The sequence below is a fragment of the Stenotrophomonas sp. STEN054 genome, from assembly GCF_056854535.1.
This window is the reverse complement of the sequence record NZ_JBXFWG010000025.1, coordinates 19,475-43,834: the sequence shown is the minus strand read 5'-3', so window position 1 is coordinate 43,834 and position 24,360 is coordinate 19,475. Positions and strand designations below refer to the sequence as shown.

The 24,360-nt window shown below is 67.3% G+C and carries 20 protein-coding genes; 9 read left to right on the top strand and 11 right to left on the bottom strand.

Translation table 11 applies throughout. The features are described 5' to 3' along the window. The first annotated feature begins 15 nt into the window (after positions 1-15). From AC1VXD_RS11745 to treA, 4 genes are all read left to right on the top strand, one after another. Positions 16-477 carry an RNA polymerase sigma factor gene (locus AC1VXD_RS11745; RefSeq protein WP_482992196.1) on the top strand — a complete coding sequence of 154 codons (462 nt, stop codon included), beginning with the start codon at positions 16-18 and terminating at the stop codon, positions 475-477. A 14-nt stretch (positions 478-491) separates the two neighbouring features. Then, positions 492-1,442 (top strand): FecR family protein, encoded by a 951-nt coding sequence (locus AC1VXD_RS11740; RefSeq protein ID WP_482992195.1) that lies wholly within the window; start codon positions 492-494, stop codon positions 1,440-1,442. 10 nt (positions 1,443-1,452) lie between these two features. Further along, on the top strand, positions 1,453-4,224 hold the full coding sequence (locus tag AC1VXD_RS11735) for a TonB-dependent receptor domain-containing protein (RefSeq protein WP_482992180.1): 2,772 nt from the start codon (positions 1,453-1,455) through the stop codon (positions 4,222-4,224). A 167-nt stretch (positions 4,225-4,391) separates the two neighbouring features. Continuing rightward, on the top strand, positions 4,392-6,011 hold the full coding sequence (treA, locus tag AC1VXD_RS11730; RefSeq protein WP_482992179.1) for an alpha,alpha-trehalase TreA: 1,620 nt from the start codon (positions 4,392-4,394) through the stop codon (positions 6,009-6,011). A gap of 376 nt (positions 6,012-6,387) precedes the next feature. Here treA and AC1VXD_RS11725 read toward each other — a convergent pair whose 3' ends face one another. The 7 genes from AC1VXD_RS11725 to murJ all read right to left on the bottom strand — a co-directional run bounded on the left by AC1VXD_RS11725 (position 6,388) and on the right by murJ (position 16,099). Next, positions 6,388-8,271, bottom strand: coding sequence for a M61 family metallopeptidase (locus AC1VXD_RS11725; RefSeq protein WP_482992178.1), 1,884 nt, complete (start codon positions 8,269-8,271; stop codon positions 6,388-6,390). A gap of 102 nt (positions 8,272-8,373) precedes the next feature. After that, on the bottom strand, positions 8,374-8,961 hold the full coding sequence (locus AC1VXD_RS11720) for a hypothetical protein (protein WP_482992177.1): 588 nt from the start codon (positions 8,959-8,961) through the stop codon (positions 8,374-8,376). A 180-nt stretch (positions 8,962-9,141) separates the two neighbouring features. Then, entirely contained in the window at positions 9,142-10,092 is a 951-nt protein-coding gene (ispH, locus tag AC1VXD_RS11715; RefSeq protein WP_482992176.1) for a 4-hydroxy-3-methylbut-2-enyl diphosphate reductase, read from the bottom strand. 27 nt (positions 10,093-10,119) lie between these two features. Next, entirely contained in the window at positions 10,120-10,644 is a 525-nt protein-coding gene (gene lspA / locus AC1VXD_RS11710) for a signal peptidase II (protein WP_482992175.1), read from the bottom strand. Beyond that, positions 10,644-13,475 (bottom strand): isoleucine--tRNA ligase, encoded by a 2,832-nt coding sequence (ileS, locus tag AC1VXD_RS11705; RefSeq protein ID WP_482992174.1) that lies wholly within the window; start codon positions 13,473-13,475, stop codon positions 10,644-10,646. Before ileS ends, lspA begins: the two co-directional genes overlap by 1 nt. Further along, positions 13,472-14,419: a bifunctional riboflavin kinase/FAD synthetase gene (locus tag AC1VXD_RS11700; RefSeq protein ID WP_482992173.1), complete on the bottom strand. Its 948-nt coding sequence runs from the start codon at positions 14,417-14,419 to the stop codon at positions 13,472-13,474. The genes ileS and AC1VXD_RS11700 overlap by 4 nt, the downstream gene beginning before the upstream one ends. 75 nt (positions 14,420-14,494) lie before the next feature. After that, positions 14,495-16,099, bottom strand: a complete 1,605-nt coding sequence (gene murJ, locus AC1VXD_RS11695) for a murein biosynthesis integral membrane protein MurJ (protein WP_482992194.1) — start codon at positions 16,097-16,099, stop codon at positions 14,495-14,497. A gap of 117 nt (positions 16,100-16,216) precedes the next feature. On the opposite strand from murJ, the gene rpsT reads away from it, so the two are divergent. After that, entirely contained in the window at positions 16,217-16,486 is a 270-nt protein-coding gene (gene rpsT, locus AC1VXD_RS11690; RefSeq protein ID WP_005408560.1) for a 30S ribosomal protein S20, read from the top strand. Positions 16,487-16,790: 304 nt separating this feature from the next. On the opposite strand, the gene cgtA is transcribed toward rpsT, so the two are convergent. The 3 genes from cgtA to rplU form a co-directional block, all read right to left on the bottom strand. Further along, positions 16,791-17,843, bottom strand: a complete 1,053-nt coding sequence (cgtA, locus tag AC1VXD_RS11685) for an Obg family GTPase CgtA (protein ID WP_482992172.1) — start codon at positions 17,841-17,843, stop codon at positions 16,791-16,793. A 174-nt stretch (positions 17,844-18,017) separates the two neighbouring features. Further along, on the bottom strand, positions 18,018-18,281 hold the full coding sequence (gene rpmA / locus AC1VXD_RS11680) for a 50S ribosomal protein L27 (RefSeq protein ID WP_004148333.1): 264 nt from the start codon (positions 18,279-18,281) through the stop codon (positions 18,018-18,020). Between the two features lie 11 nt (positions 18,282-18,292). Continuing rightward, positions 18,293-18,610 (bottom strand): 50S ribosomal protein L21, encoded by a 318-nt coding sequence (rplU, locus tag AC1VXD_RS11675; RefSeq protein WP_093817644.1) that lies wholly within the window; start codon positions 18,608-18,610, stop codon positions 18,293-18,295. A 352-nt stretch (positions 18,611-18,962) separates the two neighbouring features. On the opposite strand from rplU, the gene uvrA reads away from it, so the two are divergent. The 3 genes from uvrA to AC1VXD_RS11660 all read left to right on the top strand — a co-directional run bounded on the left by uvrA (position 18,963) and on the right by AC1VXD_RS11660 (position 22,988). Further along, complete coding sequence (gene uvrA / locus AC1VXD_RS11670; protein ID WP_482992171.1) at positions 18,963-21,953, top strand: excinuclease ABC subunit UvrA; 2,991 nt, start codon at positions 18,963-18,965, stop codon at positions 21,951-21,953. After that, entirely contained in the window at positions 21,953-22,360 is a 408-nt protein-coding gene (locus AC1VXD_RS11665; protein ID WP_482992170.1) for an acyl-CoA thioesterase, read from the top strand. Before uvrA ends, AC1VXD_RS11665 begins: the two co-directional genes overlap by 1 nt. 85 nt (positions 22,361-22,445) lie before the next feature. Further along, positions 22,446-22,988, top strand: a complete 543-nt coding sequence (locus AC1VXD_RS11660) for an enolase (protein WP_482992169.1) — start codon at positions 22,446-22,448, stop codon at positions 22,986-22,988. Between the two features lie 90 nt (positions 22,989-23,078). On the opposite strand, the gene AC1VXD_RS11655 is transcribed toward AC1VXD_RS11660, so the two are convergent. After that, positions 23,079-23,525: a copper chaperone PCu(A)C gene (locus AC1VXD_RS11655; RefSeq protein ID WP_482992168.1), complete on the bottom strand. Its 447-nt coding sequence runs from the start codon at positions 23,523-23,525 to the stop codon at positions 23,079-23,081. A 34-nt stretch (positions 23,526-23,559) separates the two neighbouring features. On the opposite strand from AC1VXD_RS11655, the gene AC1VXD_RS11650 reads away from it, so the two are divergent. Then, on the top strand, positions 23,560-24,336 hold the full coding sequence (locus AC1VXD_RS11650; protein WP_482992167.1) for an enoyl-CoA hydratase/isomerase family protein: 777 nt from the start codon (positions 23,560-23,562) through the stop codon (positions 24,334-24,336). The last annotated feature ends 24 nt before the right edge of the window (positions 24,337-24,360 follow it).

The window sequence follows — 24,360 nt, the reverse complement described above, 5'->3', positions numbered from 1 at the left end:
TGCGCCTTCCTGCGCATGCGCGGTGTCGGCCCGGAGGATGCCGAGGACATCGCGCAGGACAGCATCGAGCGGCTGATCCGCTACCGCGGCCACGGCACCGACGAGCTGCGCCTGCTGCTGTACCGCATCGCCCGCAACCGCCTGGCTGACCGCGGGCGTTCGCCACACGCGCGCGTTCACCTGCCACTGGGTGAACGCGACGGCGGCGATGAGCCGCACGGCACTTCTCCCGATCCGCTGCGTCAGGCAGAATCCGGCCAGATGATCGCGCTGCTGCGACAGGCACTGTTCAAGCTTCCCGAACGTGCCCGCGAGGTGTATCTGCTCAACCGCATCACCGGGATGAGCTATGCACAGATCGCCCGGCACTGCGGCATCACCGCCAAGACGGTGGAAAAACACATCGCCCGTGCCCTTCAGGGCCTGCGCAAGGAGCTGGGCAGCAATCCTCTCCACACTGATGGAGAGAGTGAGTGACCCGCGACGCATACATGGATGACACGTTGCTGTTCGAGCGCGCAAGCGCCTGGGTGGCCCGCCTGGAGGCCCCCGACTGCACCTCGATTGAGCGCGACGCGTTCGAGGACTGGCTGGCCGAACACCCCTCCCACGTTACCGCCTGGGCACAGGCCGAGAAGCTGCACCTGCGCAGCGCTGGCCTGTCCGGCGACCCGTGGCTGCGCACCGCCGCTGCCCGCGCCGCACGCGCGCCTGCACGGCGCTGGCTGCCATCGGTGGCGGCGGCGGCCGGTGTCTGCCTGGCCGTGGGCATCGGCTGGATGCTCTACACCGACGGCAACCCCACCCCGCAGCGCTACGCCAACGCCAGCCACCTGCCGCAGGTGCGCACGCTGGCCGATGGCAGCGTGGCCACACTCGATGCCGGCACCACGCTGAGCGCCCGCTTCGGCTGGCGCAAGCGCGAACTGGAACTGGAACGCGGCCGCATGCAGCTGCAGGTGGCCGCCTCCCTGCGCCCGCTGCGGGTGCAGGCCGGCGGCAGCAGCATCCGCGACATCGGTACCACCTTCCAGGTCGAGCGCTTGAGCGATGGCCGGGTGGAAGTGGCGCTGCTGGAAGGCGCCGTGGAAGTGACCAGCGGCAGCGCCCAGCACACGCTGGCCCCGGGCCAGCAGCTGCAGGTGTCGCCGTCCGGCCGCATCCAGCCAGGCCCGCAGCTGGCCACCACCGCCGCGGCCGAAGCCTGGCCCGAGGGCCGGCTGGTGTTCGATGCCACGCCCCTGTCCATCGTGGTCGAGCGCATGAACCGTTACGGCAGCACGCCGCTGGTGATTGCCGACCCGGACATCGCCGACCTGGCCGTGAGCGGCAGCTTCCGTGCCGGCGATCCGCATGAACTGCTGTCTGCCCTGGAACTGGGGTGGTCGATCGCTGGCCAGCCGCGCAAGGATGGCGCGCTGGAACTGCGCCGCACTTACTGAGGCGGCGCCGATGCCCAGCCCCGGGGCACTGCGGCAGCGTTTGAGGGTCCTGCTGTGGCTTGCCCTGGCCGGTGCCACGGCCACCGCAGCATCGCCCGCCGCCGCCCCGATCGAATACCACATCGCCGCCGGCCCCTTGGCCCCGGCGCTGCAGCAGTGGGCGCGGCAGAGCGGTGTATCGCTGGTGTTCGATGCACGCGAGCTGGCCGACCTGCGCACGCCCGGGACGCAGGGACCGCAGGAACCTGCCGCTGCGCTGAAGGCGCTGGTGGCCGGCCGGCCGATCAACATCCTGCGCACCGCCGGCGGTGGCTACGTGCTGCGTCGCCATGCGGTGGCGGCATCGGCGCCTGCTGCGGTTGCGCCCGCCCCGCCGCCGCGACCGCAGCGGCCGGCACAGGTGGACCTGGCACCGGTCCATGTGACCGGCAGCCGCCTGCCGCGCACCTCGGTGCAGACCACCCTGCCGGTGACGGTGATCGAGCGCGAGGACATCCTGCGCAGCGGCTACGGCACGCTGTTCGATCTGCTGCGCCACCTGCCTGGCATGAACGGCCATCCGCCACTGAGCACCTCGCGCGGCGGCGATTCGCTGTACCTGCCGGTGGGCGCGGCCGCCACCACCAGCCTGGACGGCATGGGCCCGCGCGCCACGCTGTTCCTGGTCAACGGCCGCCGCCTGCCGCGCTACCCCATGGTGTCGCTGGAAGAAGGCGGCCTGACCGACCTCGGCGGCATTCCGCTCAGCTTCGTTGAACGCATCGAACTGGTGCGCGGCGGCGCCTCGGCCATCTACGGCGCCGACGCGATGTCCGGCGTGGTCAACATCATCCTGCGCGACCAGGCCGATGGCCCGGAAGCCACCCTGCAGACCGGCGTCAGCGGCCGCGGCGATGGTGACCAGCATCGCGTGCAGGCCGCCACCGGCGGCGTGCGCGACAACGGTGACCGCTGGTTCGCCGGCCTCGACCTGCACCGCCTGCGCCACGTGGCCGGCGACCGCCGTCGCTGGCATGCCGACAGCGCGCTGTACCCGATCGGCCTGATCCTGGCCAACGGCGATTACTACCCGGCCAGCGAATGCCATGCGCCGCTGCAGGAGGACGAGGACGGCTGCTGGTATGACAGCGTGCGCCCGCGTTCGCTGCAGCCGGCCTCGGACACGGTGGCCGGCTACCTGCACTACCGCCACGAGCGCGGCGAAGGCCGCTACGCCTATGTCGACGCGCGCGCCAGCCACAACCGCCAGCGCTTCGAACTGGGCCCCACTGCGGTGGCGCTGGATTTCAACCGCAACGCCCTGCTCAACGTGGTGCTGCAGGAGGGCGGCGAGGTGCAGCCGCGGGTGCGCGCCAGCGAAGGCGACCTGACCGTTGGCATCGGCCGCGACCGGCGCGGCCGCAGCTGGGAGGCCGGGCTGAGTGCGCAGCGCAGCCAGGTGGACCTGCGTACCGGCGGCGCCGTGCGCAGCGAACGCCTGCTGGAGGCCGCGCTCGCGCTGGACTTCCTGCCCGGTTTTTCCACGCTGCCACCGGGCCTGGCCGACGAACTGTTCCCGACCATCCGCAACCGCGGCCGCACCACCCAGCTGCAGGGCTGGTGGGGCGTGCAGCGCGAACTGATGGACCTGCCCGGCGGCAAGGCACAGCTGGCCACCGGCCTCGACCTGCGCCAGGAACGCTGGACCTCGCTGCCCGATCCGCTGCTGGGCAAGGGCGAACTGGCGCTGGGCCTGCCGCTGGAACAGCGGCGGCTGTCGCGGCCGAGCAGCGCGGCGTATGCCGAACTCGGCCTGCCGCTGGCCTCGACGCTGCGCCTGGACCTGGCCGCGCGGCTGGACCGCGATGATGGTGACAGCGCGTTCTCGCCGCGTGCCGGCCTGCGCTGGAGCCCGAGCCCGCACTGGTCGTTCCTGCTGGCCAGTGGCCGCGGCTTCCGCGCACCCAGCCTGTTCGAACGGCGGCGGCCACCGGCCTACTTCGGCCTGCTGGCCCTGCCCGCGTCGGACACCCTGCCGCCGTGTGCACGCACGCTGCGCGGTGGTGGCTGCGCGGTGGAAGTGGACGTGGTGGAGAACGACGCACTGCGCGCTGAAACCTCGCGCAGTCACTCGCTGGCGGCCAGCTGGACGCCCACCGACGCGTTCTCGCTGTCGTTGACCCACAACATCGTCGAGCTGCGCAACGAGATCCTCGCGCTGCAGCCCAGCGATGCGCTGTGGAACCCCGATACGTGGGAACTGGATGAGCAGGGCCGCCTGCGCGACCTGCGCCTGTCCTTCGACAACATCGGCCGCACCACCTCGCGCAACTGGGTGCTGCGCGGCGAGTACCGCATCGATGCCGGCCGCGATGGCCAGTGGCTGTTCTCGCTGGATGGCCTGAAACAGCAGGAGCTGCGCCGCGACCGCGCGCACGGTGAATCGGTGGACCTGCGCGGCCACGCCACGCCCACTTTCGCCGGCATCATCAACGTGCAGTGGCAGAACCCCTCGTGGGACATCGCACTGCGCGGCAACCGCGTGGGCCGCACGCGTGCGTGGCTGGCTGGCGAGGACTGCCCGGTGGAGCAGCGCGAGGCGCATCGCTGCATGAACCCCGCGCAGCTGCGCTGGAACCTGCACGTGGCGCGCAAGCTGAGCCCGCGCGTGGTGGCGGCGCTGGACGTGCACAACGTGCTGGATACCGCGCCGGTGAATTACCTGGTGGGCAGCGGCGGACAGATGCCCGGGCTGGATGATCCGCTGGGGCGTTACTTCCTGCTGACGCTGCAGTTCCGCTGACCTGCTTGTGTAGCGCCGAGCCATGCTCGGCTGCCGCACCTCCTGTAGAGCCGAGCCATGCTCGGCTGCCGCGTTTGTAGAGTCCAGCATGGCTCGACGCTACAAAAGGCAAACCGCTTTCACGCATGCGGGGCTACAGTGGCCGCACACCCTTCTGGAGGCACGCCATGCGTCCCTCGATATTCCAGGCCGGTGCGTCGCTGGCATTGATGCTCTGCATGGCGAGTGCAGCGGCCGAAGAAACCGCCCGCGCCCCTGAGCCTCCCGACCAGCCGCTCGCGCCGTTGTTCCAGCAGGTGCAGCGCGCCCATCTGTTCGCCGACCAGAAGACCTTCGCCGACGCCGTACCGCATCAGCCGGCTGCGGCCGTGCTGGCCGACTGGCAGGCCGCACAGCGGCAACCCGGTTACACACTGCGCGATTTCGTCGCGACCCGCTTCACGGTACCGGGCGATGCACCGGCCTACGTACCACCCGCAGGGGAAACACTGCGCGCGCACATCGAAGGCCTGTGGCCGGTGCTGCAGCGGCACACCACCACCGTTGATCCGCACGGTTCACTACTGCCCCTGCCGCACCCGTACGTGGTGCCCGGCGGCCGCTTCCGTGAGGTCTATTACTGGGACAGCTACTTCACCCTGCTCGGCCTGGCGTCCAGTCAACGCTGGCAGCAGGTGCGCGACATGGTCGACAACTTCGCCTGGCAGCTGGACCAGTATGGCCACATCCCCAACGGCAACCGCAGCTACTATCTCAGCCGCTCGCAGCCGCCGTTCTTCAGCCTGATGGTGGAACTGCTGGCCAGCCACGAAGGTGACGACGCGTACCGGCGCTACCTGCCGCAGCTGCGCATCGAACACGCATTCTGGACGCAAGGCGCGGAGGGCCTTGCACCGGGCCAGGCGCGCGAACGCGTGGTGCGGTTGGCCGATGGCCAGCTGTTGAACCGCTACTGGGATGCGCGCGCGGTGCCGCGTACCGAATCGTGGACGGATGATCTGGCGACGGCAGCGCAGGCATCACAACGTGCGCCCTCGCAGGTGTACCGCGATCTGCGCGCCGGTGCCGAATCCGGCTGGGATTTCAGCTCGCGCTGGCTGGATGACCCGGCGCAGCTGTCCAGTATCCGCACCACGTCCATTGTGCCGGTGGATCTGAACAGCCTGCTGTTCCAGCTGGAGCAGACGCTCGCGCGCGCGAGCACGGCATCGGGTGCGCGTGACGATGCGCGCCGTTTCCAGCAGCTGGCCGCCTCACGCCGCGCGGCCATCAACACGCAGCTGTGGGATGCGCGCCAGGGGTACTACGTCGACCGCGACCTGGACAGCGGCCAGCAGCGCCCTGCCCTGACCGCCGCGACGCTGTTCCCGCTGTGGCTCAAGATTGCCGACACTGCCCAGGCGCGACGCACCGCCGCTGCCGTGGAAGCCGGCCTGCTGCGCTCCGGTGGCCTGCTGACCACCCAGCGCGATACCGGGCAGCAATGGGACGCCCCGAACGGCTGGGCGCCGCTGCAGTGGGTGGCGGTGGATGGGCTGCAGCAGTACGGCCAGCAGGCTCTGGCGCGGACGCTGGGCGTGCGCTTCCTGCACACGGTGCAATCGGTCTACGACCGCGACGGCAAGCTGGTGGAGAAGTACGTGGTGGACGGCTCGGCCAGCGGCGGTGGCGGCGGCGAATACCCGCTGCAGGATGGTTTCGGCTGGAGCAACGGCGTGACCCTGGCCCTGCTGGATCGCCTGTGCGCGCCGGAGCGCATCTGCGAAAGCGCGGCCGACGTCGAATAAACGCTTTTGTAGCGTCGACCGTTGGTCGACTGCTGCCGCTCTTGTAGAACCGAGCCATGCTCGGTTGCTGCTGCTTTTCTGTAGAGCCGAGCCATGCTTGGCTGCTGCTGCTCTTCTGTAGAGCCAAGCCATGCTCGGCTGCTGCTGCTCTTCTGTAGAGCCGAGCCATGCTCGGCTGCTTCTGCTCTTCTGTAGAGCCGAGCCATGCCCGGCTGCTTCTGCTCTTCTGTAGAGCCGAGCCATGCTCGGCTGCTGCTGCTCTTCTGTAGCGCCGAGCCATGCTCGGCTGCTGCTGCTCTTCTGTAGAGCCGAGCCATGCTCGGCTGCTTCTGCCAAAGGCAGTCGACCAACGGTCGACTCTACAGAAATCACCACATCATCGCGCCTTCCACAGCTCGGCAAGGCGGTCCGGCTTGCCGGCGATGCGCTCCAGCACCGGGTACTGCAGGCCTCCGTGGTAATCGATGTTCATCGTATCGATGCGATCGAACTGCTTGACCAGCAGCACGATCGGCGCCTTGTCCCTGGCCGCGGCAGAGACCGCCTCCTTCAGGCGCTCGCTGCTGTACTCGCGGCCACCCACGGCAATCACCTTCATGCCCGGTGCCAGGCCGGCGTTGAAGGCCGGGCTGTCCCAGATCACGTCACCCACCACGCCCGTATCGAGCACGGTGGCACCCAGCGAGTACGCCAGCAGCGCGGCCTTGGCGCGCTTTTCCTGCGCCTTGTAGGCCTCGTTCGGCGTATCGCGGTAGGCCAGCTTCCAGCCGGCCAGTTCCAGGCCACCGGTCAGCGAACCATGCCCGTCCAGGCGCTGCCGCAGGAAGCTGGCCCAGTCGTACGGCGCGATGCCGTTGAGGGTCGCCACCACATCCTCGAAGGTGTACGGCTTGACGTTCCAATCGCCATTACCGACACCGAAGAACGCGCGTGCGAAATCGTCCAGACTGCGACGGTTGCCGCTCAGCTCGCGCAGCTTGCCTTCCACTTCCAGCCACAGCATCTGCCCGCCGGAGTAGTAGTCCTCGCTCATCTGGTAGTTGCGATAGGCCAGCCCGCGGCGCTGGGCGATGGTCGGGTCGTTGGTGGTGTCCTGCAGCGCGCGCCAGGCCAGGCCCGGGCGGCCACGGTCGTAGGTCGCCGCCACGTTGGCCAGCATGTCGCGGGTCTGCTCGTTCGACCACAGGCCCGAGCGCGCGGCCAGCACCTGGCCCCAGAACTGGGTCTGGCCCTCGTACACCCACAGCAGGCTGTCGCCCATCGGCACGTTGAAATTGGCGGTGGCCAGGTCCGCGCCGCGACGGTACTTGCCGTTCCAGGAGTGGGTGTACTCGTGCGGCAGCAGGTCGCGCATCCACGCGTTGCTGTCCCACTCGGTGAAGTAGCCGGGCGCGGCGCTGTTCTCGCTGGACCGGTGGTGTTCCAGGCCGATGCCGCCGAGGCGGTCGGTCAGGGCCAGCAGAAATTCGTAGTGATCGTAGTGGCGTGCGCCGTACAGCTTGTCGGCCTGCTGCACCAGCGCGCGGTGCAGCTTGATCTGTTCGTCGGTCGGCTTCAGCGACTTGGCGTCGTCGGCGAACACATTCAGGTGCACCGGCACCTTCGCGCCCGGGTCGAGGTCGATGCGCTGGTGGTGCTCGCCGGCAAACAGCGGCGAATCGACCAGGTGGTCATAGGAGATCGGCTTGAACACCACGGTGTCGCCATCGCGGCGCGCGGTTTCCAGTGCGGTGGCATAGCCCCAGCCCTTGGGCAGCGTCACGCTGGCCTGCGCCTGCAGGTTGCGCGCATCGACGCCGGCCGGATACAGCGAGTTGGCGTTCCACTGCAGGTTGAGCATTTCCGGAGTCATCACCACACGACCCTGGCTGCCGCCCTGCGAGGAGAGGAAATCGAAGTGCGCGACGATCTCGCTGACACCGTCGGGCACGTCCACCTTGAACGCATAGACATTGAACTGGTCGCGCTGCCAGGCCAGCGGCTTGCCGTTGGCGGTCACGCGCAGGCCGGCCAGCTTGTCGATCGGGCCGGTGGGCGAATGGTTGCCGGGGATCCACTGCGGGTACAGCAGAGTGACCGGACCGGGCGTGACCGGCACGGTGGCGGTCACCTTGAAAATGCGACGGGCAAGGTCACGTGCATCTACATCGATGCGCAGCAGGCCAGGGGCCGCGGCGTCGCCCGGCGGCGAGGTCTGCGCCAGCGCAGGCGTGGCAGCCAGCGCGAACAGCACGGACATCACCAGGGCACGGGTCTTCATCAGGCAGGTTCCAGCTACGGTAGAACCTTTGATGCTAGGCCTGTGGCGTGCCCAACCCCATGGCCGAAGGTCATGGTCGAGAGAACTATTGAGGCACATCCATCACGGAAGCTGATTCGACGCCTCTTCTTTCCCAGCCGCCTCAATGGCCGCCTTCAATCTCGCCGGATCTTCGATCCTGACACCGGTCAAACACCTCGAGCCGGTTGCATCGAAAAATACCGTCGACGCCGAGCCTCCCTGGAAGTGCGCATAACCTATTACCGGCGCAAGGGAATCGGCCAGCGGAGCCCATACGATCCTGCCGAGTGCCAGTTTCGCCCTCGCATTCTCCCGCTCGACACACCCGCCCGATGCTTTCACGACGATCACGGTCTGGCCTGATTGTTGTGAAAGCTCGGCAGCAAGTTCAATACCACCGAAATTCCGGGCGATCCCAGAGACCGACGCAGCGTCCGCGCCGGAGCCGCTCTCGATACCCAACGCATCAGCGGCGGCCTGCGGCCCGGCGCTTCGCGCCACCTCCAGCCTCTCGATGTAATCCAGCGCTGCCAGCTGCGAAGCGCTTGCAGCGGGACTCCATGCTTGAGAAGAAGGTGTCGCCGCAACCGCTGCGAGGGGAATGAGCGAAGACAGGATCAGCAATGACTTCACTGGCACTCTCACGAAATCAGCGAGGATGCCTCGCATCGTAGTAGCCCTCATGCTGCCAGGTACAGATTTTCCGTAATGGCCGAGGTTCATCGGTGAGAGCTCATCCACGCATGGCGTGGATCTACTGCCGCGGACAGGCGATGCCCTTTCTACGCCATGCGTGGATGACATGCACCCGGTAGCGCCGGGCCATGCCCGGCGAAGCACCTTCCGCAGTCAATCCACCAACCGCAGCCGCAGTTCCTTCGGCAGCGCGAACACCATCGATTCCGGCTCGCCGTCCAGCTCGCCCACGCCGTTGGCGCCGAGCTCGGCCAGGCGGGCCAGCACGCCATCCACCAGCACCTGCGGTGCCGAGGCGCCGGCGGTCACGCCGATGTGCTGCTTGCCTTCCACCCAGCGCGGGTCGATCTCGTGCGCGCCGTCGATCAGGTAGCTCTCCACGCCCTCGCGGCGGGCCAGCTCACTCAGGCGGTTGGAATTGGAGCTGTTGGGCGAACCCACCACCAGCACCAGGTCGCAGCGCTTGGCCAGATCGCGCACGGCGTCCTGGCGGTTCTGCGTGGCGTAGCAGATGTCGTCGTTCTTCGGGCCCTGCATCTCCGGGAACCGCTCGCGCAGCGCCTCGATGATGCCGCGCGTGTCGTCCACCGACAGCGTGGTCTGGGTGGTGTAGGCGAAGTTCGTCGGCTGGTTGATTTCCAGCAACGCGACCTGCTCCACGTCCTCGACCAAGTAGATCTGCCCAGTACCGGCTTCGCGGTTCCACTGGCCCATGGTGCCTTCCACTTCCGGGTGACCGGCGTGGCCGATCAGCACCACGTCACGGCCGGCACGGCAGTGGCGGGCCACTTCGAAGTGAACCTTGGTCACCAGCGGGCAGGTGGCGTCGAACACTTTCAGGCCACGACGGTCGGCTTCCTGACGCACGGCCTGGGAGACGCCGTGCGCGCTGAAGATGACCGTGTTGTTGTCCGGCACTTCATCGAGTTCCTCGACGAAGATCGCGCCGCGCTGCTTCAGGTCGTCGACCACGAAGCGGTTGTGCACCACTTCATGGCGGACGTAGATGGGCGCGCCCAGCGTTTCGATCGCGCGCTTGACGATCTCGATCGCACGATCGACACCGGCACAGAAACCACGCGGGTTGGCGAGCAGCACATCCATCAGTTCAGTCTCCCGGCAGCGGCCGGCTTACGGTTTCGGGGTGGCATTATCCGCCTTTTTGGCGGACTTGCCGTCGAACAGGCCAAACAGGGCGATGCCCACGGCACCGACCACGATGGCCGAGTCGGCCACGTTGAACGCTGGCCAGACATGGTCACCGATATACCACTGGATGAAATCGACCACGTGACCGTGCACCTGGCGGTCGATCACGTTGCCGATGGCACCGCCGATGATCAGCGCGTATGGCACCGCCGCCTTCCAGTTGCCACGGGCGGTGGCGCGCAGCCACCACGCCATCAGGGCGCTGATGGCGATGGCCAGCACGGTGAAGAGGTGCTTCTGCCAGCCACCGGCATCGCTCAGGAAACTGAACGCTGCACCGGTGTTGTAGGTGCGGTACCAGTTCCAGAAGCCGTCGATGACCACCACCGGCTGGAACTCCGGCAGGCTCGACAGCACCCAGGCCTTGGACCACTGGTCCAGGCCGATGATGGCGGCCGACAGCAGCAGCCAGACCAGGGCGTTCGGATGCGGACGGGGCGCGGCCATCAGAACCAGCTCCGCACTTCACCAGCACCGGTGATGTTGCCCGCGCAGCGGCCGCACAGTTCCGGGTGGTCGGCATTGCTGCCGACGTCGGCACGGTGGTGCCAGCAGCGCACGCACTTGCTCTTCTGGGTCGGCTGGGCGCTGACGAACACTTCGTCGGTGGTCGCCGGGCGCACCTGCACGTCGCCGCTGATGAACAGGAAACGCAGTTCATCGGCCAGCGGCTGCCACTTCGCGGCCTGCTCTTCGCTGGCGGCGATGGTGATTTCCGCTTCCAGCGCAGCACCGATCGCACCGTTGGCGCGCATCGGCTCGAGGACCTTGGCGACCTGCTCGCGCACGGCCAGCAGCTGATCGAAATCAGCGGCATTGAGCTGGGCATCGGCCGGCAGCGGCGCCAGGCCGTCGTACCAGGTGGTGAACAGCACGTGCTCGGCACGCTCGCCCGGCAGGTAGCCCCACAGCTCGTCGGCGGTGAAGGTCAGGATCGGCGCGATCCAGCGGGTGAACGCTTCGGCGATGTGGTACATCGCGCTCTGTGCCGAACGACGACCGTGCGAATCGGTCGGCATCGTGTACAGGCGGTCCTTGGTCACGTCCAGGTACAGCGAGCCCAGGTCCACGCTGCAGAAGTTCAGCAGCAGCTGGACGATCTCGGCCATGTTGTAGTTGTCGAACGCGGCCTTGATCTTTTCCTGCAGCTCCCAGGCGCGATGCACGATCCAGCGGTCCAGCGCGACCATCTCGTTCAGCGGGCGCAGGTGCTGGGCCGGATCGAAACCATCCAGGTTGCCCAGCAGGAAGCGCGCGGTGTTGCGCAGGCGGCGGTAGGCATCGGCGTTGCGCTTGAGGATTTCCTGCGACAGCGACATTTCGTTGCTGTAGTCCGCCGAGGCGATCCACAGGCGCAGGATGTCCGCGCCCAGCTTGTTCATGATGTCCTGCGGCTCGATGCCGTTGCCCAGCGACTTGGACATCTTGCGGCCGTGCTCGTCCACGGTGAAACCGTGGGTGAGGCACTGCTTGTACGGGGCACGCTGGTCGATGGCCACGCCGGTCAGCAGCGAGGACTGGAACCAGCCGCGGTGCTGGTCGGAACCTTCCAGGTACAGGTCGGCCGGCTTGCCGAAGCCACGCGCGGCCAGCACGCCTTCATGGGTGACGCCCGAATCGAACCAGACGTCGAGGATGTCGGTGACCTTCTCGTAGTCGGCCGCTTCGGCGCCCAGCAGTTCGGCCGCGTCCAGCGAGTACCACACGTCGATGCCCTCGGCTTCGACGCGGTCGGCGACCTGCTGCATCAGCTCCACCGTGCGCGGGTGGATCTCGCCGGTCTGGCGATGGGTGAACAGCGCGATCGGCACGCCCCAGGTGCGCTGGCGCGAGATGGTCCAGTCCGGGCGACCGTCGACCATGCTCTGGATGCGCGCCTTGCCCCAGCTCGGGAACCAGCCCACGGTATCGATGGCGGCCAGCGCATCGTTGCGCAGGTTTGCCTTGTCCATCGAGATGAACCACTGCGGGGTGGCGCGGAACACCACCGGCGTCTTGTGGCGCCAGCAGTGCGGGTAGCTGTGGCGGATCGGGTGGAAGGCCAGCAGCGCGCCGTTGTCGCGCAGCACGCCGACGATGGCTTCCTGCGCCTTCCACAGGTGCTGGCCCGCCAGCACCACGTCACCGGCCGGCGGGGTCGATTCCAGGTACACGCCACGGCCGTCGATCGGAGTGACCTGGCCGGCGTTGTACTTGTCCAGCAGGCCGTACTTCTGGCTGACCACGTAGTCTTCCTGGCCGTGGCCAGGGGCGGTGTGCACCGCACCGGTACCGTCCTCGTCGGACACGTGTTCGCCGTTGAGCACCAGGATCTCGCGCTCCGGGTAGAACGGATGCGCCAGCAGCTGGTTTTCCAGCGCCGCGCCGGTGGTTTCACCGTGCAGCACCACGTTTTCGACGCCATAGCGCTGCAGGGCGCGCTCGGCCAGGGCAGCGGCCAGCACCAGCCAGCGGCGCTTGCCGTTGAGCGCCGGGCCTTCGGCCAGCACGTAGCGGATCTCCGCGCCCAGCGACACCGCCAGCGAGGCCGGCAGCGTCCACGGGGTGGTGGTCCAGATCGGCACGGCCACTTCGACGTCGCCCGGCAGGCTCACGCCGAAGGCCTGGGCCACTGCCTGCGCATCGCGCGCGGCGTAGGCCACGTCGATCGCCGGCGATTCCTTTTCCTGGTATTCGATTTCCGCCTCGGCCAGTGCCGAGCCGCAGTCGAAGCACCAGTAGACCGGCTTGGCGCCACGCACCAGGTGACCGTTTGCCACGACCTTGGCCAGCGCACGGATCTCGTTGGCCTCGAAATCGAAGCTGAGGGTCTTGTACGGGTTGTCCCAGTCGCCGGTCACGCCCAGGCGCTTGAAATCGGCGCGCTGGATGTTGATCTGCTCTTCGGCGAACTCACGGCACTTCTGCCGGAATTCGACCGCGTCGAGCTTGGTACCGACCTTGCCCCACTTCTTTTCCACCGCGATTTCGATCGGCAGGCCGTGGCAATCCCAGCCCGGCACGTAGGGCGCATCGAAGCCGGCCAGGTAGCGCGACTTGACGATGATGTCCTTGAGGATCTTGTTGACCGCGTGGCCCAGGTGGATGCGGCCGTTGGCGTACGGCGGGCCGTCATGCAACACGAACAGCGGGCGGCCGGCGGCGTTGTCACGCAGCTGCTGGTAGAGCCCCTGCGCTTCCCACCGCGCCAGAATGCCCGGCTCGCGCTTGGGCAGGTCGCCGCGCATCGGGAATTCGGTGGCTGGCAGGTTCAGGGTGGTCTTGTAGTCCTGGCTCACGCAGTGGCTCGCAATCTATGTTCGGAAAGGATGGCGCGCGCCTGGTCGGCGTCGCGGTGCATCTGGTCGGTCAGTGCCGCCAGATCATTGAATTTCTCTTCGTCGCGCAGCTTGGCGACGAATTCCACTTCGATGTGTCGACCGTACAGGTCGCCCTGGAAATCGAACAGGTGGGCTTCCAGCAGCGGCTCCACGCCTTCCACCGTCGGCCGGGTGCCGAAGCTGGACACCGATGGCCACGGCTGGTCGAACACCCCATGCACCCACGTGGCGTAGATGCCCGACAGCGCCGGCGTTTTCGGGAAGCGCAGGTTGGCGGTGGGATAGCCCAACGTGCGGCCGAGCTGGCGCCCACGCACCACCCGCCCGCTGATTGCGTAGGGGCGACCGAGCAGATCGTTGGCATGACTGAAATCGCCGGCCTGCAGCAATTGGCGGATGCGGGTGCTGGAAATGCGATCGCCGTGCAGGTCGACCGCTTCGATCTCGCCCGCGGTGAAGCCAAGCTCGCCGCCCATCGCCTGCAGCAGGGCCAGGTCGCCGCGACGGCGGTTGCCGAAGCAGAACTCCGGCCCGATCCACACTTCGCGCGCGCCCAGGCGCTGCGCCAGCAGCGTATGAACGAAATCTTCGGCCGGCATGGCCGCCATCGCCGCGTCGAAGCGCAGCAGGCCGATCGCATCCACGCCCAGTTCGCGCAGGATCCCGACCTTGCCGCGGGCCAGGGTCAGCCGCGGCGGCGGCGTGCCCCGGGCAAAGAATTCACGCGGCAGCGGCTCGAATGCCACGGCCACCGCGGCCACGCCCAAGGCGCGCGCGCGGGCGACCGCGTGGCGGACCAGCGCACGATGCCCCAGGTGGAGGCCGTCGAATGCACCGATACAGACCACGCTTCCGTTGGGGAACAGCTCCCCGCCCTCGACGCTTCTGAACAGCCTGCTCATCAACTCTCGTTCCGGCCCACCCGGGGCCGCCGCTTCAATGGTGTAACCCTGAAGTATAGCCGCCGTGGGCCCCGATCAATGCCCGCGCAGGTCGCGGGGGCGGAAGCCCATCGCCAGCATGGCCAGCAGATAGGTCAGGCCGCCGCCGCCGACCAGCAGCCCCAGGGCGCCGATCCGCTCCCATACGCCCATGGCCGAGAAGGCAGGCAGCCAGTGCAGCAGGGCCAGCAGCACGCCGACCATGGCCACGCAGGCAACCAGCAGGCGGATCAGGTAGCCGCCCCAGCCGGGCCGGCGCTGGTAGACATCGGTCTTGCCCAGCCAGTACCAGAGCAGGCCCAGGTTCAGGTAGCTGGACAGCGCACTGGCGATGCCCAAGGCCAAGTGCAGGCCCGGCTGCTTGCCGATGGCGGCCATCACGCCCTGCGCCTTGAGGTCGTCGGGCACCATCACCTGGTACAGCACGGCCAGCAGGGCGAAATTGAAGACCATGTTGGCCACCAGCGCGGCCACGCCGGCGCGCACCGGGGTCTTGGTGTCCTGGCGGGCGTAGAAGGCCGGCAGCACCACCTTCAGCAGGGCGAACGCCGGCAGGCCGAAGCTCAGGCCGTACACCGACAGCGCGGTCATGCGGGTGTCGAAAGCGCTGAACTGGCCGTGCTGGAAGATGGTGGCGATCAGCGGCTCGGCCAGGAACAGCAGGCCCAGCATGGCCGGCACCGAGATCAGCAGGGTCATGCGCAGGCCCCAGTCCAGCGAGCGCGAGAAGCCTTCGCGGTCGGTGCTGACATGGTGGCGGGCCAGCGCCGGCAGGATCACCGTGCCCAGGGCCACGCCGAATACGCCCAGCGGCAGCTCAAGGAAACGGTCGGCCAGCGACAGCCAGGACTGCGAGCCGTCGGTCAGCTTGGCGGCAATGACGGTATCCAGCAGCAGGTTGATCTGCGCCACCGACGAGCCGAACAGGGTCGGCACCATCAGGGTCATCACCTTGCGCACGCCCGGGTGGGTCCAGCCCCAGCGCGGCAGGGTCAGCAGGTTGATGCCCTTCAGCGAGGGCAGCTGGAACAGCAGCTGCAGGATGCCGGCGGCCAGCACCGCCCAGCCCAGCGCCAGGATCTGCTTTTCCGGGGTGCCGCCCAGCCGCGGCGCCAGCCACAGCGCGCCGGCGATCATGCACAGGTTGAGGATGACCGGGGTCAGCGCCGGCATGGCAAAGCGCTGGAAGCTGTTGAGCGCGCCACCCGCCAGGGCGGTGAGCGAGACGAACAGCAGGAACGGGAAGGTCAGGCGGAAGAGGTCGACCAGCAGGCCCTGCTTGACCGGATCGGTATCCACCCCACTTGAGAACACCGACGCCAGCTGTGGCGCGAAAATCAGCGCCACGGCGGTCACCAGCATCAGGATGCCGCCGAGGGTGCCGGCCGTGCGCGCCATCAGTTCGCGCAGCTCCTCATGACTGCGGGTCTCTTTCACTTCCGTGAACACGGGCACGAAAGCGGTCGCGAATGAGCCTTCGGCGAACAAACGGCGCAGGAAATTGGGTACCCTGAAGGCGACCCAGAAAGCATCAGTGATGGCGTTGGTGCCGAACGTGGTGGTCACCACGAAGTCCCGGACAAGTCCGAGAACGCGCGAGACCATGGTCATGCTGCTGAACGACAGCAGGCCCCGCAACAACTTGGGTGAACTCACTCAGCGTCCCTCTTGACAATCGACTTGACGTGCATTTCTTACGCCATCATACTAGCTAGCTTGCTGTTCCCATAACACCGATTTTTTCAGGAAACCACCACCGTGGCCAATATCAAGTCCGCCAAGAAGCGCGCCAAGCAGACCGTCGTGCGCAACGCGCGCAACGTGGCTCAGCGCTCGATGCTGCGCACCGCTGTCAAGAAAGTGATCAAGGCGCTGGACGCCAACGATGCCGCCGGCGCCGAAGCCGCCTTCGCCGTTGCCCAGCCGATCCTGGATCGCTTCAGCGCGCGTGGCCTGATCCACAAGAACAAGGCTGCTCGTCATAAGAGCCGTCTGAACGACCGCATCAAGGCCCTCAAGGCCGCCTGATCCGGCGTTGCCGCCCTGCCCTTCGGGGTCGGGCAGCAGACAAAAGCCCGGCCTCGGCCGGGTTTTTTGTTGCCCGCGATCTGGGATTGCCACACATCCGATGATGTCGACCCGCTCGATGATGTCGACCCGGTAGAGTCGACTGTCAGTCGACTAACGCGCGCAGCGCGGGGTTTTGCCATTTCCGCCAGGTGCAGTCGACTGACAGTCGACTCTACCCGCCAGGGCTGCCGGCCAGCGGCCGGCACTACCAGAACAAAAAACCCGGCCGAAGCCGGGTTTTTCGTGCGGAACCACAACATCATCACAGCGCGTTGCGGGCCTCCAGTTCGTCTTCCTTCTGGCGGTCGAAGAAGGCCATGACCCGGCTCATGATCGGGAAGGTGCCTTCGCGGCCCAGCGCCGAGACCAGGAACCACGGCTCCTTCCAGCCCAGCTCGGCGACGATCTGCTCGGCCGCGGCCTTGGCCTCGTCCTCGAACATCAGGTCGGCCTTGTTCAGCACCAGCCAGCGCGGCTTCTGCAGCAGCTCCGGATCGTGCTTTTCCAGCTCGCGCTCGATGGCACGCACCTGCTCGACCGGGGAAATGCCCTCCACGCCGCCTTCCATGGGGGAGATATCCACCAGGTGCAGCAGCAGGCGGGTGCGCTGCAGGTGGCGCAGGAACTGCGCGCCCAGGCCGGCACCGTCGGCCGCGCCTTCGATCAGGCCCGGAATGTCGGCGATGACGAAGCTGCGGTAGTTCTCCACCTTCACCACACCCAGGTTCGGGTACAGCGTGGTGAACGGGTAATCGGCCACCTTCGGCGTTGCCGCCGAGACGGCGCGGATCAGGGTGCTCTTGCCGGCGTTGGGGAAGCCCAGCAGGCCGACGTCGGCCAGCAGCTTCAGCTCCAGCTTCAGCGTGCGCTCTTCGCCCGGCTCGCCCGGCAGCGCCTGGCGCGGCGAGCGGTTGGTCGAGCTCTTGAAGTGCATGTTGCCGAGGCCGCCACGGCCGCCCTGCGCCACCAGCAGGCGGTCGCCATGCTGGGTCAGGTCGCCGATGACTTCGTCGGTGGCCACGTTGATGATCACGGTGCCGACCGGCACGGTGATGGTCAGGTCTTCGCCGCCCTTGCCATAGGCCTGGCGGCCCATGCCGTTCTCGCCACGCTGCGCCTTGAAGATGCGGTCATGGCGGAAGTCGACCAGGGTGTTCAGGTTTTCGTCGGCGCGGATGTACACGCTGCCGCCCGCACCGCCGTCGCCGCCGTCCGGGCCGCCGAGCGGAATGAACTTCTCGCGACGGAAGCCAATGCAGCCGTTGCCGCCGTTGCCGGCGAACACTTCGATTTCTGCTTCGTCTACCAGTTTCATTGTTTCGATGCCTGCGATGGGCGCGGCCTGCGTGCCGCCACCTTGCTTGAATGTCGGGCCGTGCCCGTTGTACCACTGATTCCAACGAAAAGCCCCGCCGAAGCGGGGCTCTTCATGCAGCGTGCGATTCGACCAGCAGGGCCATGCCGAGGCATGGCCGCCAGTCCAGCCTTATCAGGCTTCGACCGACACGACGCTGACGGTGCGACGCTTCTTGGCGCCCTTCACCGAGAACTCCACCTTGCCGTCCACGAGGGCGAACAGGGTGTGGTCGCGGCCGAGGCCGACGCCCGAACCCGGGTGGAACTGGGTGCCGCGCTGACGCACGATGATGTTGCCGGCCTCAATGGCCTGGCCACCGAAGATCTTGACGCCCAGGTACTTCGGGTTGGAGTCGCGACCGTTGCGCGAAGAGCCTACGCCTTTTTTATGTGCCATGACCTATCTCCTTACTTGCTGCCACCGGCAATGCCGGTGATCTCGATTTCGGTGTAGTACTGACGGTGACCCTGACGCTTCATGTGGTGCTTGCGGCGACGGAACTTGATGATCCGGACCTTGTCAGCACGACCCTGGGACAGGACGGTGGCGGTGACCGCAGCGCCGCTCAGGGCGTCGCCGATCTTGATGCCATCGCTGTCGCCGAGCAGCAGGATGTTGTCGAACTTGATCTCGCTGCCGACGTCGGCTTCGAGCTTTTCAATGCGGAGCTTTTCGCCCTGCGCCACGCGGTATTGCTTACCGCCGGTGACCAGTACTGCGTACATGACCAGACTTCCTCTGTAGTTATTGTGGTCTATGGACTGCCGCCATCGAGGGCGGACAGGAGCGGGATTGTACGCAGATCAATGGGCGCCGGTCAAGTCAACCCTGGGCGGCCCGGCCGGGGTCCGCCCCCGGCCCCAGCAGAGCCGGGCCATGCTCGGCTGAACGGTGCGGGGTCGAGGCAGCCGAGCTTGGTTCGGCTCTACACGAAGCTGTCGCCTTGTCTCACAAGGTGAGACACCGCGCTGGCATTGTCGCTTATTGCCCCCATCTGGTCACCTCGGTAGGCTGACCGACTGCCCGTCCCCCGCTGGCCCGGCACCCAGCCAACGTCCCCCCATAACCGGATCCCCCATGGCGATGGATTTCATCCGCATCCGCGGCGCGCGGACGCACAACCTCAAGAACATCGACCTCGACCTGCCCCGCGACAAGCTGATCGTGATCACCGGCCTGTCCGGCTCGGGCAAGTCCTCGCTGGCGTTCGACACCATCTATGCAGAAGGCCAGCGCCGCTACGTCGAGTCGCTGTCAGCCTATGCACGGCAGTTCCTCAGCGTGATGGAAAAGCCGGACCTGGACCACATCGAGGGCCTGTCTCCGGCCATCTCGATCGAGCAGAAGTCGACCTCGCACAACCCGCGTTCGACCGTCGGCACCATCACCGAGATCTACGACTACCTGCGCCTGCTGTACGCCCGCGTCGGCACCCCGCGCTGCCCGGACCACGGCTATCCGCTGGAAGCGCAGACGGTCAGCCAGATGGTCGACCAGGTGCTGACCCTGGACCCGGAACAGCGCTACATGCTGCTGGCCCCGGTCATCCGCGACCGCAAGGGCGAGCATGCGCAGGTCTTCGACCAGCTGCGTGCGCAGGGCTTCGTGCGCGTGCGCGTGGACGGCGAGCTGCATGAAATCGACGCGGTGCCGCCGCTGGCGCTGCGCCAGAAGCACACCATCGAAGCGGTGATCGACCGGTTCCGCCCGCGCGAGGACATCAAGCAGCGCTTGGCCGAGAGCTTCGAGACCGCGCTGAAGCTGGGCGACGGCATGGCCTCGGTGCAGAGCCTGGACAACGCCGGGACCGCGCCGACCCTGTTCTCCTCCAAGTACTCCTGCCCGGTCTGCGATTACTCGCTGCCCGAGCTGGAACCGCGCCTGTTCTCCTTCAACGCGCCGATGGGCGCCTGCCCCGGCTGCGATGGCCTGGGCATGGCCGAGTTCTTCGACCCGGCGCGCGTGGTGGTGCACCCGGAACTGTCGCTGGCCGCCGGTGCGGTGCGCGGCTGGGACCGTCGCAACGCGTACTACTTCCAGCTGATCGCCTCGCTGGCCAAGCACTACAAGTTCGACGTCGATGCGTCGTGGAACTCGCTGCCGGACAAGGTGCAGCAGGCCGTGCTGTACGGCAGCGGCGATGATGCGATCACCTTCACCTATTTCACCGAGGCCGGTGGCCGCACCCAGCGCAAGCACCGCTTCGAAGGCATCATTCCCAACCTGGAACGCCGCTACAAGGAAACCGAATCGGCGGCGGTGCAGGAAGAGCTGGGCAAGTACATCAGCGAACACGCCTGCCCCGAGTGCAAGGGCGCGCGCCTGAACAAGGCCGCGCGCAATGTGTTCGTGGCCGACCGCCCGCTGCCGGACCTGGTGGTGCTGCCGATCGACGAAGCACTGAAGTTCTTCAGCGAGCTGAGCCTGCCGGGCTGGCGCGGTGAGATCGCTTCGAAGATCGTCAAGGAAATCGGCGAACGCCTGGGCTTCCTGGTCGACGTCGGCCTGGATTACCTGACCCTGGAGCGCAAGGCCGACACGCTGTCCGGTGGCGAAGCGCAGCGCATCCGCCTGGCCAGCCAGATCGGTGCCGGCCTGGTCGGCGTGATGTACGTGCTCGACGAGCCGTCCATCGGCCTGCACCAGCGCGACAACGAACGCCTGCTGGGGACCCTCACCCGCCTGCGCGACCTCGGCAACACGGTCATCGTGGTCGAGCATGACGAGGATGCGATCCGCCTGGCCGACTACGTGCTGGACATCGGCCCGGGCGCGGGCGTGCATGGTGGCGAGATCGTCGGCCAGGGCACCCTGCAGGACATCCTGGATGCGCCGCGTTCGCTGACCGGCCAGTACCTGTCGGGCAAGCGCGCGATCGAGATTCCGGCGCGCCGGCACAAGCCGAACCCGAAGATGACCCTGCACCTGCGCGGTGCCAGCGGCAACAACCTGAAGGGCGTGGACCTGGCGATTCCGTCCGGCCTGCTGACCTGCGTGACCGGCGTGTCCGGCTCGGGCAAATCGACCCTGATCAACGACACCCTGTTCTCGCTGGCCGCCAACGAGATCAACGGCTCCTCGCACCCGATCGCCCCGTACAAGGAGATCGACGGCCTGGACCTGTTCGACAAGGTGGTGGACATCGACCAGTCGCCGATCGGCCGCACCCCGCGTTCGAACCCGGCCACCTACACCGGCCTGTTCACGCCGCTGCGCGAGCTGTTCGCACAGGTGCCCGAAGCGCGTGCGCGCGGCTATTCGCCGGGCCGTTTCAGCTTCAACGTGCGCGGCGGCCGCTGCGAGGCCTGCCAGGGCGATGGACTGATCAAGGTCGAGATGCACTTTCTGCCGGACGTGTACGTGCCCTGCGACGTCTGCCACGGCAAGCGCTACAACCGCGAGACGCTGGAGATCCTGTACAAGGGCTACAACATCAACGACGTGCTGGAAATGACCGTCGAAGATGCGCTGAGGCTGTTCGAGCCGGTGCCGTCGATCGCCCGCAAGCTGGAAACGCTGGTGGACGTGGGCCTGAGCTACATCAAGCTGGGCCAGAGCGCGACCACGCTGTCCGGTGGTGAAGCGCAGCGCGTGAAGCTGTCCAAGGAACTGTCGCGCCGCGATACCGGCCGCACCCTGTACATCCTCGACGAGCCGACCACCGGCCTGCACTTCCACGACATCGAAGCGCTGCTGGGCGTGCTGCACAAGCTGCGCGACGAAGGCAACACGGTGGTGGTGATCGAGCACAACCTGGATGTCATCAAGACCGCCGACTGGATCGTCGATCTCGGCCCGGAAGGCGGCCACCGCGGCGGCACCATCCTGGTGACCGGCACGCCGGAAGACGTGGCGGCCTGCCCGCAGTCGTACACCGGCCAGTTCCTGGCCCGCATGCTGCCGTCCACCAGCGCGCGCCCGGACCAGCCCGCCGCTGTGGCCAACAAGCCCGATGCGCGCCCGCCGCGCAAGGTCAAGCCGGAGAAGCCGGCGAAGAAGGCGGCCGCTGCCAAGAGCACCGGCAAGGCCAGCAAGACCGCTTCGCCCCGCAAGAAGAAGGACGCCTGATGAGCAACGAACACAAGATCCTGGCCCGCATCCCGATCAGCGTGCGCTGGCGTGACATGGACAGCATGGGCCACGTCAACAACGCCAAGTACATTTCCTACCTGGAAGAAGCGCGCGTGCGCTGGATGCTGGGCGTGGAAGGCGTGTCGATGACCGACCGCATCGCACCGGTGGTGGCTGCGACCAACGTCAATTACCGGCTGCCGATCGTGTGGCCCAACGACATCCTGGTCGAGCTGTTCGTCGAGCGCCTGGGCAACAGCAGCGTGACCATCGGCCACCGCATCGTCGACCAGCAGGACGACACCAGGCTGTATTCGGACGGCAACGTGGTGGTGGTGTGGATGGATACGCAGACCGGCAAGAGCGCGCCGCTGCCGGACGCGATCCGCAACGCTTCCACCTGATCCGCTTCTGGTAGGTGCCGACCCTGGCCGGCGTTTCGCACGCCGGGCATGGCCCGGCGCTACCGCTGCAATTCAAAGGACTGAAATGACCGCGCACCACAACGCGTTCACCGGCATCAACTGGATCGCCTTCGAGCTGACCGCGGACAACCGCATGCGCTTCCTCGGCACGCAGGAATACTTCCTGGGTGAAGCCGTGGAGGGCGACGACGGCCGCGCCCATATCGTGGAAATGCGCGAGAGCCATGCCAAGGCACGTGCGTATTTCCAGCAGCACGGGCGCCTGGCCAGCTGCTCGCGCTACGGTGACGGCGAGCTGGACGAGCAGGCATGGCTGCAGCAGCTGGGCGGCCCGATCTGGTTCGGCAACTGGTCCGGCCATGCCCCGCTGCCTGCGGCGTTCCAGCTGCAGGATCTCGCCGGCTACCAGCAGCGTGGCAGCCTGCGTTTCCGCAATGACAGCAGCCAGCTGGCCGACGATGGCCTGCAGCTGACCCGCGACGGCCAGGCCTCTTTCCATGTGGCCAGCGTGCCGGCCAGCAACTGGGTCGCGGCCGGCGCCGATGCCATCGTGATGTTCTACGAACCGCACAGCCGCACGGTCCTGTTTACGTTCGACTGGTCGTAAAACCCCGCCGGGCATGGCCCGGCACTACCGGTGATGATCCGGCGGTATGTCGGGGGAGCACCGGGCCATGCCCGGCGGACAGGCGACGCGTTACGGCGCGGCCTTGCGCACCGTCAACGTCACGCTGGCTTCGCCACCGCCCTCCAGCTGAAGCTGCAGCGGCACGACCTGCCCTTCCTTCAGCGCGCCCCTGCCCTCCATCAGCATCAGATGCAGGCCGCCCGGCTTGAGCTCGGCGCGCGCACCCGGTGCCAGCGGCAGGCGCTCGACCGCACGCATGCGGCTGACCCCATCGACGATCGTGGTTTCGTGCAGCGACACGTCACCGAAGCTGGCGCTGCGTGCGCCGCTGATGGCCACCGCTTTCGCGCAGCCGTTATGGATCACCCCGTAGCCAGCGGTCATCGGCATGGCCGGGTTTGGCGGCAGGCGCGCCCAGCCCTGCTGCACGGTGACGCAGGCCGGCACGGCGGTCGCCGCCGATGCTGCGCCCGCACAAAGCAGCAACAATACGCCAACGAATGGTTTGGTTATCATCGCCTCAGATTCCTGTCCGCAACGAGACCGCAGCATGACGATGCTCATCGAGGTGATCAACCATGGCCCCATCCGCGAACTGCGCCTGGCGCGGCCACCGGTCAACGCACTGGACACCGAGTTGTGCCGGCAGCTGATCCACGCCATCGAGCTGGCGATGGCCGAGGACGCGCACGGCATCGTGCTGTCGGGCAGCGAGCGGGTCTTCACAGGCGGCATGGACGTGCCGCACCTGCTCTCCCACGGCGATGACAAGCACAAGCTGCTGGACAGCTGGAACGCCTTCTTCGGCGCGGTGCGCAGCGTGGCCGAGAGCCGCATCCCGGTGGTAGCGGCCATCACCGGCCATGCGCCGGCCGGCGGCTGCGTGCTGGCGCTGTGCTGCGACTACCGGGTGATGGCGCGCAGTGCCGACCCGGCCCGCCCCTATGCCATCGGCCTGAACGAGGTGCAGGTGGGCCTGGTGGCGCCGGAAGGCATCCAGCGCCTGCTGCGCCGCGCAGTGGGCGTGCACCGTTCGGGCATCCTGCTCACCACGGGCGCGCTGGTGCCGGCCGAACAGGCGCTGCAGATCGGCCTGGTCGATGAACTTGCCGACGGCGACCTGGTGGTGCCACGCGCCATTGCCTGGCTGCAGAACCTGCTGAAACAGCCGCGCCAGCCGATGCTGCTGACCCGCGCGGTGGCCCGTGCCGACCTGCAGGAGGCCCTGCACCCGGACCTGATCCAGCTGGACCGGTTCGTTGACGCGTGGTTCGCGCCGGATGCCCAGAATGCCCTGCAGGCACTGGTGGCGAGGCTCGGCAAGTAACTGCCGCGCCTGCCCTGGGGTCAG

Coding starts and splice junctions, on each gene's coding strand:
- AC1VXD_RS11745 (WP_482992196.1), top strand. CDS start 16: ATGCGCGGTGTCGGCCCGGAGGATGCCGAGGACATCGCGCAGGACAGC.
- AC1VXD_RS11740 (WP_482992195.1), top strand. CDS start 492: ATGGATGACACGTTGCTGTTCGAGCGCGCAAGCGCCTGGGTGGCCCGC.
- AC1VXD_RS11735 (WP_482992180.1), top strand. CDS start 1,453: ATGCCCAGCCCCGGGGCACTGCGGCAGCGTTTGAGGGTCCTGCTGTGG.
- treA (WP_482992179.1), top strand. CDS start 4,392: ATGCGTCCCTCGATATTCCAGGCCGGTGCGTCGCTGGCATTGATGCTC.
- AC1VXD_RS11725 (WP_482992178.1), bottom strand. CDS start 8,271: ATGAAGACCCGTGCCCTGGTGATGTCCGTGCTGTTCGCGCTGGCTGCC.
- AC1VXD_RS11720 (WP_482992177.1), bottom strand. CDS start 8,961: ATGCGAGGCATCCTCGCTGATTTCGTGAGAGTGCCAGTGAAGTCATTG.
- ispH (WP_482992176.1), bottom strand. CDS start 10,092: ATGGATGTGCTGCTCGCCAACCCGCGTGGTTTCTGTGCCGGTGTCGAT.
- lspA (WP_482992175.1), bottom strand. CDS start 10,644: ATGGCCGCGCCCCGTCCGCATCCGAACGCCCTGGTCTGGCTGCTGCTG.
- AC1VXD_RS11700 (WP_482992173.1), bottom strand. CDS start 14,419: ATGAGCAGGCTGTTCAGAAGCGTCGAGGGCGGGGAGCTGTTCCCCAAC.
- cgtA (WP_482992172.1), bottom strand. CDS start 17,843: ATGAAACTGGTAGACGAAGCAGAAATCGAAGTGTTCGCCGGCAACGGC.
- rpmA (WP_004148333.1), bottom strand. CDS start 18,281: ATGGCACATAAAAAAGGCGTAGGCTCTTCGCGCAACGGTCGCGACTCC.
- rplU (WP_093817644.1), bottom strand. CDS start 18,610: ATGTACGCAGTACTGGTCACCGGCGGTAAGCAATACCGCGTGGCGCAG.
- uvrA (WP_482992171.1), top strand. CDS start 18,963: ATGGCGATGGATTTCATCCGCATCCGCGGCGCGCGGACGCACAACCTC.
- AC1VXD_RS11665 (WP_482992170.1), top strand. CDS start 21,953: ATGAGCAACGAACACAAGATCCTGGCCCGCATCCCGATCAGCGTGCGC.
- AC1VXD_RS11660 (WP_482992169.1), top strand. CDS start 22,446: ATGACCGCGCACCACAACGCGTTCACCGGCATCAACTGGATCGCCTTC.
- AC1VXD_RS11655 (WP_482992168.1), bottom strand. CDS start 23,525: ATGATAACCAAACCATTCGTTGGCGTATTGTTGCTGCTTTGTGCGGGC.
- AC1VXD_RS11650 (WP_482992167.1), top strand. CDS start 23,560: ATGACGATGCTCATCGAGGTGATCAACCATGGCCCCATCCGCGAACTG.